Genomic DNA, 14,887 nt, shown 5'->3' with positions numbered 1-14,887 from the left:
ACCAAAATGAAAAATAAATTCCAGTTACTGTTTACAGCATTGGTTTGTGCCAGTGCGTTTTCTCTGCATGCTCAAGGTGATTTTAGCATGGAAGCTAACAAATCTGAAGAAGCAGGATACATCGCGCCAAAAGATCCGTTAGTAAAAGCAAATTTAGAGAAATGGCAAGGCTACAAATTTGGTGTATTGATTCATATGGGACTTTATACGCAATTAGGAACTGTAGAGTCTTGGGGCTTGGCTCCGGAAGACTGGGTAACCAGAGATGGTTATGACGATTATTACAAATACGCGACTGATTACAGAAATACAAAATACAAATTGAACCCTACGAATCTAAATTCAGAAAAGTGGGCAAAAATGTTTAAGAATGCTGGTGCAAAATACATGATATTTACCTCTAAACATCATGATGGTTTTTGTATGTATGATTCAAAATTTACCGATTTTAAAATCACAAATCCTGAATTACCTTACGCTAAAAATGCGAAAGCCGATGTTTTAAAAGATGTTCTGGATGCTTCGAGAAAAGAAGGTTTGGCGGTTGGAGTTTATTACTCTAAACCAGATTGGACTACTCAAAATTTTTGGTGGTCTTATTATCCGCCAAAAGACAGAAATCCTACTTACGACATTTCTAAATTTCCAGAAAGATGGAAAAGCTACGTAGCGTATACGCAGAATCAGTTAAACGAATTGACTACAAATTATGGTAAAGTTGATATACTTTGGCTAGATGGATGTTGGGTTAGACCGCTTTCGACCATTAACAAAAAAGTAGAAGAATTTTGTAAATATCCGTATGATATGGATATTGATATGAAATTAATTTCTGAAACTGCCCGTAAAAAACAACCCGGAATGCTTGTTGTCGATCGTTGGGTTCCAAGCGAATATGAGAACTACTTAACGCCTGAGCAAAAAACTCCAGAGAAACCTTTAACGGTACCTTGGGAAAGCTGTATTACTCTTGGTGGCGCATGGGGATGGGTTGCAAATGATCATTATAAAACATCAAAAGAAGTCGTACAATTAATGACGAGTATTGTGGTTAAAGGTGGAAATTTACTGCTTGGTGTAGGTCCTGATGCCAAAGGCGAATTTGATCCAAAAATTGAAACAACTCTTGCCGGCGTTGGAAAATGGCTATCGGCAAATGGCGAAGCAATTTATGACACTAAACCTGTTGCTCCTTATTTAGATGGAAAAGTTGGTTACACTCAAAAAGCAAACGCTATTTACGGTATTTATATGCCTGCAAAAGACGAAAAAGAACTACCAGCAACAATCACGATTAAAACGGATAAAAAAGGTAGTTTAAAAGCTTCTTTATTGGGTACAAAACAAAAATTGACCAGTAAAAAAGTCGATGGTGGAATTATCGTTACGATTCCGCAAGAACTAAGAACTACTTTAGCAACTCAGGAAGCTGTCGTAATTAAAGTGAGTTAGTAATTCGAAGAAAGAAGATATTAAAATAAAAAAAATGAAAAAGCAATTAATAACAATTTTGGGATGTTTGACCTTTTTGTCTGTAACGGCTCAAAAAGTAAGCGCTCCAGCACCTTACGGAGCCTTGCCAACTGAAGCTCAATTGCATTGGCAAGAAACAGAACAGTATGTTTTAGTTCATTTTACGCCAACTACATTTCAAAATAAAGAATGGGGTTATGGTGATGCTGATCCTAAAATTTTTAATCCAAAAAAATTCGACGCTAATCAAATCGTAAATGCGGCTAAAGCGGGCGGATTTAAAGGTGTCATTTTTGTTGCCAAACACCACGATGGGTTTTGTTTATGGCCAACCAAAACAACGGCTTACAACATTAGTGCAAGCCCCTTTCGTGATGGAAAAGGCGATATGGTAAAAGAATTTGAAGTTGCAGTGCGTAAAGCAGGATTGAAATTTGGTTTATATTGCTCGCCTTGGGATCGAAATAATGAAGATTATGGTAAACCTGAATATGTAGAAAAATACCGAAATCAGTTAAGAGAATTGTACACCAACTACGGAAAATTATTTATTACATGGTTTGATGGTGCCAACGGTGGCGATGGCTATTATGGCGGTAAACGAGAAAATAGAAATATAGATCGTGCTACTTATTATGATTGGGATAAAACTTGGGCGATTTCTAAAGAATTACAACCCGAAGCTGTTATTTTCTCAGATAATGGCGAAGTACGCTGGGTAGGAAACGAAAGAGGTTTTGCTGACGAAACTTCTTGGGCTACTTTTACTCCTGAACCAATTGCCGGAAAAACGGTAGCTGTTCCCGGAGAAACTAATTATGAAAAAGCGCAAGGCGGAACCCGAAATGGTAAATACTGGAAGCCTGCAGAGTGCGATGTTCCGCTTAGAGATGGCTGGTTCTATCATGCAGATCAGGATGATAAAGTAAAATCGGTTTCGGAGTTATTCGAAATTTACTGCAAATCTGTAGGTAGAGGTGCCTGTATGGATATTGGTCTTGCACCAGATACGGATGGATTATTACACGAAAATGATGTTAAAGCTTTGAAAGATTTTGGAGATTTCTTAAAGCAAACGTTTTCTAATAATATGGCAAAATCTGCTGTGGTTACTGCATCAGAAATTCGAGGTGATAACCAAATCTTTTACGGAACTAAAAATCTTACTGATAACGATCGTTACTCTTATTGGGCAACAAGTGATGAGGTAAAAAAAGCTTCTGTAATTTTAGAATGGGACAAAGAACAAACTTTTAACATCATTCGTTTAAGAGAAAATATCAAATTAGGACAACGTATTGAAAAAGTCGAAATTGATGCTTTTTTTAATGGGAAATGGAAAAAAATAAGTGAAACTACGAGTATTGGCGCTAACAGATTGGTGCGTTTACCAAATTACATTTCAACTCTAAAATTGAGAATTCGCATTGTCGAATCTCCGGTTTCTATTGCTTTAAGCGATATTGGTGTATTTAAAGAACCTGAACAATTGGCTGTACCAAAAATTAAAAGAAGTAAAGATGGAATGGTTTCGATCGCTACTGAATCGGCTGTACACCAAATTCATTATACTACTGACGGAACTGAACCAACATCAAAATCTCCGGTTTATGAAGCGCCTTTTTCATTCTTAAATTCTGGTGAAATAAAAGCAAAATCATTTGGTGCTGATATGAAATCGAGTCAAACGGCTATTCAATCGTTTAATGTTTCAAAAAAAGACTGGAAAATAGTTGCGGTTACTTTTGAGAATCCAGAAAAAGGAATCTCCTTAAATGCAATCGATGAGAATGCAGAAACCGTTTGGAGTACTAATGACAATTCTCTTGCAATTGCTTTTCCGCAGGCCATAACAATTGATATGAATCAGGAAATTACTATCGCTTCGCTATCGTATTTACCTCGTAAAAATGCCACAGGCGGAATTGTAAAAAATTACGAATGGCAAGTAAGTTCAGATAATCAAAATTGGACAACTGTTGCCGGAGGTGAATTTGCAAATATCAAAAGTAATCCTGTTGAACAAAACGTCACATTAAAAACAGCTACAAAAGCGAAATACATCAAATTTATTGGTAAAAGCAGTGTAGATGGAAATTATATTTCTGTTGCTGAATTGGGTGTTAAAACCGTAAAATAACTAAATATATCACTTACATAACGAAACCCGACAGGTTTTAAAAACCTGTCGGGTTTTCTATGCGTAAAAAACTTCTTTATTTTTTTGAGGAATAAGGGAATGCAAAAGTAGCTCGACGAATATTGACCGTTACTTTGCGGAGTTTCTTGCGGAGATCCCTCGTTCCTCGGGATGACATACTATATGTTTCATTTATATAAGACAATAGTTAATATTCTCAATTTTGTCATCCCGAGGAACGAGGGATCTCCATACGTAGCTCGACAAAGCCTACGTTACGAAACCCGACAGGTTTTAAAAACCTGTCGGGTTTACTTTGCAGTAAAGATTTACACCACAAAAAAAGGAGTTAATTCAATCGAATTAACTCCTCTTTTTATTACCTATTCTTTGATTCTAATTTTGAATCACTTTTAATGTTGTAGCGTTTACAAAACTATCATGAGAGATAAAGAAACTATTCAAAGGTTTTCCGTTTATTTGAATTTCTCTGATTTTTCCATCTGTATTAACTTCTCGTTCGATTACAATATTGTCTTTTTTATAATATCTGGAATCTAATTTAATCGTTACTTTATCAAACATTGGCGTTGTAATGGTGTAAATTGGATCTCCTGGAGATATTGGGTAAATTCCCATCATAGAATAAACTAACCAAGCCGACATTGTTCCTGTATCATCGTTTCCTGGTAATCCTTTTGGTTCATTTTTAAAATATTCTCTCACCAATTTTTTTACCATTTCCTGACTCTTCCACTCCTCACCTTTTACATAATTGAATAAATAAGGATATGCAATATCTGGTTCGTTTGCCATATCAAATTGTTTGGTATCAAACACTTTTTGCAATTGCTCAGAGAAAACTTTATCACCACCCATTAATTTCATCAATCCTCTAATGTCGTGTGGTACCATAAAAGCATATTGCCAAGCATTGCCTTCTATAAATCCAACATTTTCCTGAAAATTAGCTCCTGCATTAGGATCAAAAGGTTCGTACCATTTTCCGTCAGGTGTTCGTGGTCGAAGTAATTTTAAGTCTTTATCATATAATTTTTGGTATGATAAGGAACGTTTAGAAAAACGCTTAAAATCTTCTTTTTCGCCCAAGGCTTTTGCCAAAAGTGAAATCGCATAATCTGAGGTGTTATACTCTTCTGTTGTCGAAACTGATCCTTTATAATTAGTAGACAAATATCCTTTTTGAATGTATTCTTTTAGTCCGGGACGCAACGGATTTTCTTCAATTTGATCTGCACTTTTTAGCATCGCATGATAGGCTTTGTAAATATCAAAATCCTGAATTCCTTTTAAGCACGCGTCTACAATAACTATACTTGCGGGATCACCAACCATTGTAAATGTTTCGGTTGAATTTAATTCCCATTTTGGCAACCAGCCGTTTTCATCATACATTTCTAACATGCTTTTTATCATATCAGATTGTTGCTTAGGATATACTAAAGATGTTAACGGATGCATGTTTCGATAGGTATCCCATAACGAAAATACGGTATACCGCGTGTCATAGGTTCTTCCAATTCTGGTTCTTTTTATTTTGGGGTATTCACCATTTAAATCATTTAATGTATTTGGGTGAATTAAAGTGTGATACAATGCTGTGTAAAAAATAACTTTATCCTGATATGAACCACCTTCTACCAAAATTTTAGAAAGTTCTTCATTCCATTCGTTAAATGTTTCTTTGTAAACATCATCAAATGATTTATAACCTGTTTCTTTTTCCAGATTCTCACGGGCATTTTCGATGCTTACATACGAGATTCCAATTTTAACTTCGACTGTTTCTTTTTTATCAAAATTATACGAAAAATAAGTTCCAATGCTGTCTCCAACAACGGTTTTAATTGTATTTTTCATGATTCGGGTTTTACCGTTATACCCCATCCATTGTGCCTCAACACCATTGTATTTTGTTGTATTTTTCCATACGCCAAAATGGTCAGCCGGTCTTGAAAATTTAGCCACGAAATAAACCGGATAAGCATCTTCCGGACTATTGTAACAAAATGATCCTACAGAACGCATTCCTTCTATTTCTGTAGACGAAACTACTTTTACCATTGCGCCTTCTTCATTTGTTAATCCTAATCCCAGATTCAACAAAATATTAGATTGTCCTTTTGGAAAAGTGAATCTACTTACTCCCACTCTTTTTGAAGCTGTAAATTCTCCTTTAACATTATATTTATCAAGATCTACACTATAATAAGCCGTTTTTGCAACTTCTTTAGAATAAGTAGAACCGTATTTTAAATGATTGGTTTCTACTGCTCCCGTTGTTGGCATTAACATAATAACACCTAAATCCGGACAACCTACACCACTTAAGTTTACCTGACTAAATCCGGTTAAAAATGTATTCTCGTTTACATAAGGATTGGACAACCATTGACTGTCTTTTTCTAATGGGTTTTGACGTCCCGCCACATTAAACGGGCTAATACTTGCCATTCCTCTTGGTGCAATTGGCCCCGGAAAAGTGGCTCCATAATTGGAAGTTCCAATAAGTGGATTGACAAATTCTGCTGGTTGTTGTGCAAAAGTACTTATGCTAAAAAACAGCATGCTCAAAAAACATGCTGCCTGAATGGTTCTACTTTTATTAGAAATCATATTTAATCTTCTATCTATTAATGGCTTCAATCTTTAAAGTCCACGCTTCTTTACAAGGTAAATTATTAATTAAACTTTCCGGAATTGTAACTTTAAATCCTTCGGCTAATTTCGTCCATTTTAATGGTTTATTAAAACCTAACATCGATATTTTTGTTCCTTTTTTTGGATTTATAGATTTTACGACTATTTCTGAGGGAATTTTCTGCTCTCCATCTTTGGCTAAATAAAATAAGAACACGTTTCCTGCTTTATTTTGAGTCATACAAATATTGTTTTCTTTATAAGGCGCGATTGGTTTTGTATTATAAATTGCAGTACTATTTACTTTCATCCAATCTCCGTAAGCTGCCAATAAATCATAAGCTCCTTGTTGCCATTCGCCCTCCGGACTTGGAGCAACATTCAATAATAAATTTCCACCTTTTGCCACTACATCAATAAGCATATGAATTCCTTCTCTGCCTGTTAAATATTTAGCATCGGGAGTATACGACCATCCACCGCCAGAGGTAATGCAAGATTCCCAAGGATAAGGTAACGTTTTTTCGGGAACACGATTTTCGGGAGTCAAATAGTTCTGATTTTTTCCGTGAACCGCTCTGTCTACCACAATTAATCCTGGTTGTTTTTGGCGTGCTTTTACAACCAATTCATCCATTTTTACATCTTGGTCAACAACTCTGTGTTTTATAAATCCGTTTTTAGAAGTGTTTTCTGCAAACTTCTCTTTATAATTTTCGTCGATATTTTGTTGGTCTCTTTTTTTAACCCATCCACCGTCTAACCATAAAATATCCACTTTGCCGTAATCTGTCAATAATTCTAAGATTTGGTTGTGTGTAAAGTCAACATACTTTTGCCATTTTTCAGGATAAAGCGATGGGTCATAATTTACGTTTCTGTCGAAAGGAGGAAAATAAGGATCCCAATAGTTTTCGTTATGCCAATCTGGTTTAGAAAAATAAGCACCAACCGATAAGTTCTCTTTTCTAAAAGCATTAAAAACTTCTTTTGCAATATTAGATTTTGGATTACTGCTAAAAGCACATCCTTTGTCTGTTACTTTATAATCTGTATATTTTGAATCAAACATCGAAAATCCGTCATGATGTTTTGTCGTAAAAACCATGTATTTCATTCCGGCCGCTTTTGCCGCTTTTGCCCATTTCTCGGGATCAAATTTCACAGGATTAAATGATTTTTTCAAACCTTCATACTCTTTTACGTATTGGTTGTAATTGTTCGGATTGCTTCCTTTTTTACGTTCGCACCATCCGTAATCTTCCGGACAAATCGACCACGATTCTACAATTCCCCATTGGCTATAAGTTCCCCAGTGCATTAATAATCCAAACTTTTTGCCTTGCCATTCGTCTAAGTTTTTCAGTACAACAGGATCTGTTTCCGGTACATATCGCTCATCTTCGTAAATGGCTTGAGAAAACATTTGAACTGAAAATAAAATTGCAATTATGAATATTCCTCTTTTCATAGTTAGTTTATTTTTTGGTTTTTGGTTTTTGGTTTTTCTTTCTGATTTTTTTTTAAACACATAGAGACATAGTTTTTTATGGCTTAAAAAAAGGCGTTTCACTTGTATTAATGCACATAGATTCTCATTTTTTGCCATCCCGAGGAACGAGGGATCTTCGCAAGAAACTCCGTAAAGTAAAGAATAATCTTTGTCGAGCTACTCGTGGAGATCCCTCGTTCCTCGGGATGACAAACTGTGCGTTGAAAAAACTATTCGTTCAGAACAACTACACACAAAGGCATTAATTCACTAAAATTTCATCAACAAACAACCAAGAACTTTCGCCTTTTGGGCTCTTTTTTAAGTTGGTTGCAATTACTTTTACAAATCTTACATTTTGTTTTTCGAAGTTGATTTTAAAATCTTTCAACTCAGAATTTACATTCTTGGCATACGGACGTATTATTTTACCAACTTCTTTATAATGAATGCTATCGTTTGATACTAAAACTTTTACTTGTGTTGGAAAGTTAATTCCTGCTCCTTGACTTTCTAAAGTTCCAATAGTTACTTGCGATATACCTTGCTCTTTTTCAAGGTCAATTACAACTTCCATATCATTAACAAGCCAAGCTTGCCATTGACCATCATGAAAGTTTTTTGATCCTCGAATGGTGTTTACCATTCCAAAAAGTCCATCTCCTTTATAATTGTCATTATAAGGCGTTAGATATTTTACTTTATCACCAACTGCTTTATGAAATACGATTGTATCTGTAAATGTTTTCCCAACTGGTTTATCATTTTGAAACAACGATGCTTTTAAAACTGTTGTTCCTGTAAACTGAATTGGGTTTGTATATTTTACAGCATTATTATCTATGCTTTTATCGCCTACTACATAACGAATATCTGGATTTGGAAACTCGTTTTTTAAGGTTACATTAATTACTTTTTTAGCTAAATCTGCGGTAGATGAAGCCGAAACCAAATAAGCGCTTTTTGAATAATTGATTCCTAAATAATCGTATCTTTTTAATAACGAAGGTAATCTAGTAGTGAAATCGTTCCAGTTGCGGTTTTCTTTTGAACTCCATAAAACTTCTGATAAAGCTGCTAATCTTGGAAAAATCATGTACTCTGACGCTTGAGGACTTGTTAGAAATTCTGCCCATAAATTAGCTTGTCCGCCTAAAACGTGATTTGCTTCTTGTGGTGTCATTTCTTCTACTACAGGATCAAATTCGTACACTTTATTTAATGGATTATAGGCATCAAAAGCTAATGGTTCTTCGTTTTGAGGTCCTTGATAAAAATTAAAATAACAAGGTGACTCCGGCGACATAATTACATCGTGACCTTGCTTTGCTGCTTCGGTTCCTCCTTTTGTTCCTCTCCAGCTCATTACGGTTGCTTCTGGAGCTAAACCGCCTTCTAATATTTCGTCCCAACCAATTATTTTTTTGCCTTTAGAATTGATGTATTTTTCCATTCTTTTTACAAAATAGCTCTGCAATTCATGAACATTTTTTAAACCATGTTCTTTCATCCTTTTTTGACAATGCGGACATTTTTCCCAATTGGTTTTGGTTGCTTCATCTCCTCCAATATGAATGTATTTTGATGGAAAAATAGTTATAACCTCATCGATTACGTTTTCTAAAAACTCAAATGTTGTTTCTTTTCCTGCGCAATAAATATCTGTAATGGGCCATAATCCGCCAGACGGAACTCCAATTTTTTGGTCAAAACAAGATAATTCTGGATAAGCAGCAATTGCAGAACTTACGTGTGCCGGCATTTCGATTTCCGGAATGATTTCGATGTTTTTTGCGGCTGCATATTTCACAATTTCTTTTAATTCTTCTTGTGTCAAAAAGCCTCCGTAAGTTCCTTTTTCGTCAGGATTTGTAACCAGTCTTGCGTTCCATGCAGCGTTTTCCTGATCGACTCTCCAAGCTCCTACTTCGGTTAATTTTGGGTATTTCTTAATTTCAATTCTCCAACCTTGATCGTCTACTAAATGCAAATGCAACACATTCATCTTTAACATTGCCAAACGATCGATGGTTTGGATTATGTAGTTTTTATCAAAAAAATGACGTGATAAATCCAACATCAAACCTCTCCATTGAAAACGTGGTTCATCGGTAATCGTTACATTCGGAATTTCCCATTTTGCAACTGTTTGAGCAGTTTTACTTTCTATGGCTTCCGGAAGTAATTGTCTAATGGTTTCTAAACCGTAGATAAAACCAGCATTTCCGTTTGCTGTAACGGTAATACTATTGTTGTTTACTTCTAATTTATAAGCTTCTTTATGAAGATTTGAATCGACTTTAAATTGAATATAATTGCGCTGTGGCACTTTTGTTCCTAAAACGGGACGCCAGCCTGCCGCTGCTCCAAACTTGTTTATTAAGGCATTCGAAATCTCTTTCTGAAAATCTGTTGTGGCAACAAAAACGGTATTTTTAGAAAACTCAAAACTTCCTGTTTGAATCAATAATTGATTTGGTTTTGGGATTATCTGAATGTCTTTGTCTGTAAAAACTTTCTTCTGACTATAACCCGAACTTAAAACTGTTAAGAAGATTAAGACGAATAAGGGCTTTAATGTTCTCATAATTATTATTTTAAAGATGGTGTTATTTTAAATTGATATTGATAATTTTTATCTTTTAATAGATATTTTTCCATTGGCCACGCTTGCCAACTGTCGATTCCGCCAACTCCCATTTGTTTATAATCGATTTTTAAACTGGTTAAATCTCTTTCTTTCAATTCGGCTGCGTGTCTTTGGTCTTTTTCGAGTCCGTCGTCTAAATCTTCATTTAAAAAATGAAGCGCAGTAATTGCTAATAATTTATCAGATGTTACGGTTAATTTCAATTGATTTCCTGATAATTCTAAGAAACGTACTTCTGTTTTATTTCCGGTTTCCTGCGGACGAATGTATGGATAGTATTGCTCTGAAACTGTTTGTGTATAAAGTCCCACTTTTGAACTGTAATTTCTGTCAATATAGTTTTCGTGCGGGCCTCTTCCGTAATAGGTTAAATTACTAAAATCTTTTGGAACAATTACTTCCATTCCAAATCTTGGTAGCATTGGTGTTTCAATTGCTTTATCAATATTTAGTTCTTCTTTGACAAGCAATTCGCCGTTGCTATTGATTTCATAATTCAATACTAATTTTGCAAAAACCTGTGGTAAACTATAGGTCGCTTTTACCTGAATTTTATTGTCTTTTGTAGCAGTATAACTCCAATCTATAAGCACTGGATTTTCTGTAGCTGCTTTCCACGCTACTAAGTTTTTCTGAAAATTAGCTCCAAAATCATTATCGTTTGGTGCTCTCCAAAAATTTGGACGCAATTGATATCCGTCTTTTATAATTGGTAAATTATTGAATGAATAACCGTTGATAAATCCAGTTTCTTTGTCGAAAGTTATTTCGGTTTTATCACTTTTAAAAACGGTACTTTTTGCTTTTTTCTCTGCCGTTATTTTTCCCGAAGCTTCGATTTTTATATCGTTTTTCCAAGTTCCTTTATACGCCAATTGTTCTGTTGCGATTTCGAAACCTTTTGGCAAGAATGGTTCTTCTTGTTTTAGCTGATAACTGATGTTTATAAAAGCTTCCTGGAATTTTTTACCTTCCAATTTAATTGGCAAAGCATATGTCTTGAACTGATTTGCATTGATAGCTAAGTCTTGGATTACTCCTGTTTCCTGCACAACTCCGTCTAAAACTAATTTCCAGTTTAAAGTTACATTACTCAAATCTTTAAACGAGAATTCATTGTAGACTTTAATCGTTGCTGTTTCTTGATTTTCCCAAGATGTTAGAATGTTTTGTTGTACATTTTTTACTTCAAATGCGTGCGGATTTGGTTTTCTGTCTACCGTAAAAACTCCGTTGTTTACAAAGTTGTTGTCGCTTTTTACATCTTTTGGTCCAAAATCTCCTCCGTAGGCAAGAATTGTGGTTCCGTTATCTAGTTTTTTATACACTGATTGATCGATCATATCCCAAATAAATCCGCCTTGAAAGTTTGGATATTTACGATACACATCCCAATAATCTTTAAAATTCCCCATCGAATTTCCCATTGCATGGGCATATTCGCATTGAATGTAGGGTCTTGACGGATTTAGATTTGCCAAGATATATTCTTCCATTTTATTGGGCGAACTGTACATTGGATCGATAATATCAGAATCCCATTCGAATTTTAAATCTTTTCCGTCCCAAGCTCCCGCAGTTGCTCTTTCGTACTGAATTGGTCTTGATTTATCGCGGTTTTTTATCCATAAATATCCTCTATAAAAATTGTAACCGTTTCCGGCTTCGTTCCCCATACTCCAAATAATAATTGAGGTATGATTTTTATCTCTTTCTATCATTCGCTGCATACGCTGAATGTGTGCCAACTCCCAATCTGGTTTATTGCCCAGTGTTTTGGTAATATCGTAACCCATTCCGTGCGATTCTATATTGGCCTCGTCGACAACATAAATTCCGTATTTATCGCATAATTCGTAAAAATATTCGTCGTTTGGATAATGCGACATTCTTACGGCGTTGATATTAAATTGTTTCATCAATTTAATATCTTCTTCCATTCTTTCTCTCGAAATTGTTTGTCCAGTTATTGGGTCAACTTCATGGCGGTTTACGCCTTTTATATAAATCGCTTTTCCGTTTACTAAAAGTTGTCCGCCTTTTATTTCTACTTTTCTAAAACCAACATTGTGATTAATTACTTCGACAATATTTCCTTTTTTATCTTTTAATAGAAAACTTAGCTGATATAAATTCGGAATTTCTGCACTCCACTTTTTTGGGTTATTTACTGCAAATTCAAATGTTTGTTTTTCGCTTAAAGCAGAAATAACTTTTGAGGCAATAATCTTGTCTCCATCCTTTAGCTGAACGTCTAAAGTATAATTGTCTTTTTTATCTAAATTGGAAAATTGAGTGGAGATTTTCAGGGTTCCGTTTAGATAATTTGCATCTAAATCCGGAATTATTTCAAAGTCGTTTAAATGAGCTTTATTACGGGCAACCAAATAAGAATCTCTGGTAATTCCGCTCATTCTCCACATGTCCTGACATTCTAAATACGAACCGTCATTCCATTTCATTACTTGTAGTACAATTATGTTTTTACCGGTTTTTACATATTTATTCAGATTAAATTCTGAAGGTAATTTTCCGTCTTCGCCATAACCAACATAAATGCCATTTACCCAAACAGTAAGGTTTGATTTTGCAGTACCAATGTGTAGCAAAATATCTTTTCCTTCCCAGGATTTGTCGATTGTTATTTCTCGTCTATAAACTCCTGTTGGATTGTATTTTTTGGGTACAAACGGCGGATTTGGTGCCATTAAATAATCAAAATCGTAAGTTGTATTAACATAAACCGGATATCCATAACCGTTTACATCCCAACTTGCTGGAATTTTAAAATTATCCCACGCTTTATCATCAAAATTGGTTTTCTCGAAATCTTTTGGAAGCAGGCTTGGATTGTCTACATATTTAAATTTCCACGCTCCGTTTATATCCAGATAATTTTTAGATTGTCTCCATTCGTTTTTACTCGCTAATGTTTCATTTTCAAAAACATAATAAGCGGCATGCATGGGTTCACGATTATCTTCATTGATTTTTTCGTTCTGCCAAAACGGAACTTTTTCCTGCGCATTTACAGATAAAACCGAGGTTGCTAATAAGGATAATATGGATATTGTTTTTTTCATTCTTGATTGGTTTATACTGTAGCTTGTATTTTAAACAAATAGTTCTCGCACTTTAAGCAATGTCAATAAGTTAAGCTTTTTTGAAACAATTCTAATTAAAATTTCTCACGCAAACCTTAAACGCAATCTTGTCATTTCGAGGAACGAGAAATCTCCGTGAGTAGCTCTACGAAGCTAAGACTCTTGTTGCGTCCCGAGGCTTCGGGATTGTGGAGATTTCTCGTTCCTCGAAATGACAAACAGTGTGGATAATTGTTTTTTATAAAAAAATTGCGTTTCAGGACTATGTGTCTAAAATACGATGTTATTTTAAACTAGCTTTTGTTTCTTTTATCGTTTTAAAATTACTTTCAGATAAAGCATTTCCATCAAAGAACGAAACTCCTACTGCTCCATTTTCTTTGGCGTACAAAATGGCTTCTTTTAGTTCTTTATCATTCTTTAAACCCGGAACGTAAATTCCTGTATTGATTTTAGTTTTCTTGTCTTTTAAATCGGCTACACCTTGTTTTGTTGCGTATCCAACCCAGTCAATTTCTTCGTCGTAGAAACTATTGTAAATCATTGGGTACACTTGGTCAATATTCCATTTATCCCAACGCTGACGTACCATATGATCTGCCATTTCCGGATAAGGAAATACGGCTGCTGTTAGGTTCTTGTTGTGTTTATGAGCAATTTCATAAGCATCATTTACGACTGCCTGAATGGCATTTAATCTAAAGTTTTTCCACTCCATATCGATCGATGTGTTGTGACTTTCTTTTGGATTTTTATGATGGATTTTTTCAAATGCTTTTACACATTCGTCACAGTAACAAAAGTCGAATTGAGGTAATTCTACATCTTGAACTAAGTTGTATTTTGGCAATAAACTAATTGGTAAAAAGATGTCCGGGAAACGAATATAATCTAAGTGAACGCTTTCGATTCCGTCTACTTTTGCCAATTCTTCAACTAATTTTAAAACGTGTTCTCTAGATTCTTTTCTGGTTGGGCATAACCATTGGTAATAATCTACATATGGACGCGTATCAAAGCAGGATTTTCCTTCTTTGCTTACTTGATACCATTCTGGATGCTGCAATGCAATGGAGTCGCCGGGTCTGTTCATTGCCATAATCCAGGCATGCACTTTTAATCCTTCTTTTGTAGCTAATGGTACTAATCTTTTTAAAAGTTTTGGATCTGTTGAGGTGTTTATAAGCACCTCATCAATTCCTCCATCTTTGTATTTTTTAAATTCTTTTGTATAATCTGCATCTGATTTTTTGGCATCAGCGGTTGTCCATACTCCAAATTTAAAGGTGGTTTGTTCTTCTTTTTTAGTACATGAAAAAATACTAAATGCTAATAAAAAAAGTAATAGTTTTGGTAGTTTCATAGTG

General features: G+C 34.9%; 7 protein-coding genes. 2 read left to right on the top strand and 5 right to left on the bottom strand.

The genetic code is table 11. The annotated features are described in order from the left end of the window. Positions 1-6: 6 nt before the first annotated feature. Together IW18_RS00385 and IW18_RS00380 are read left to right on the top strand one after the other, a co-directional pair. Positions 7-1,452 carry an alpha-L-fucosidase gene (locus IW18_RS00385; RefSeq protein WP_041515877.1) on the top strand — a complete coding sequence of 482 codons (1,446 nt, stop codon included), beginning with the start codon at positions 7-9 and terminating at the stop codon, positions 1,450-1,452. A gap of 34 nt (positions 1,453-1,486) precedes the next feature. After that, positions 1,487-3,613 (top strand): alpha-L-fucosidase, encoded by a 2,127-nt coding sequence (locus tag IW18_RS00380; protein WP_041515608.1) that lies wholly within the window; start codon positions 1,487-1,489, stop codon positions 3,611-3,613. A gap of 396 nt (positions 3,614-4,009) precedes the next feature. Here IW18_RS00380 and IW18_RS00375 read toward each other — a convergent pair whose 3' ends face one another. The 5 genes from IW18_RS00375 to IW18_RS00355 form a co-directional block, all read right to left on the bottom strand. Next, positions 4,010-6,250: a GH92 family glycosyl hydrolase gene (locus IW18_RS00375; protein ID WP_041515607.1), complete on the bottom strand. Its 2,241-nt coding sequence runs from the start codon at positions 6,248-6,250 to the stop codon at positions 4,010-4,012. A 10-nt stretch (positions 6,251-6,260) separates the two neighbouring features. Further along, positions 6,261-7,745 carry an alpha-L-fucosidase gene (locus tag IW18_RS00370; protein ID WP_041515876.1) on the bottom strand — a complete coding sequence of 495 codons (1,485 nt, stop codon included), beginning with the start codon at positions 7,743-7,745 and terminating at the stop codon, positions 6,261-6,263. Positions 7,746-8,028: 283 nt separating this feature from the next. Beyond that, a complete protein-coding gene (locus IW18_RS00365; RefSeq protein WP_041515606.1) occupies positions 8,029-10,353 on the bottom strand; it encodes a beta-N-acetylhexosaminidase in 2,325 nt (774 codons plus the stop codon). A gap of 5 nt (positions 10,354-10,358) precedes the next feature. Then, positions 10,359-13,499, bottom strand: coding sequence for a glycoside hydrolase family 2 TIM barrel-domain containing protein (locus tag IW18_RS00360; RefSeq protein ID WP_041515605.1), 3,141 nt, complete (start codon positions 13,497-13,499; stop codon positions 10,359-10,361). A 304-nt stretch (positions 13,500-13,803) separates the two neighbouring features. Continuing rightward, a complete protein-coding gene (locus IW18_RS00355) occupies positions 13,804-14,883 on the bottom strand; it encodes a putative glycoside hydrolase (protein WP_041515604.1) in 1,080 nt (359 codons plus the stop codon). Positions 14,884-14,887: the final 4 nt, after the last annotated feature.

Source organism: Flavobacterium hibernum (assembly GCF_000832125.1).
In the GTDB taxonomy this organism is placed as follows: Bacteria; Bacteroidota; Bacteroidia; order Flavobacteriales; family Flavobacteriaceae; genus Flavobacterium; species Flavobacterium hibernum.
The sequence above is the reverse complement of the archived record's forward strand: the minus strand, read 5'-3'. Positions and strand labels throughout refer to the sequence as shown.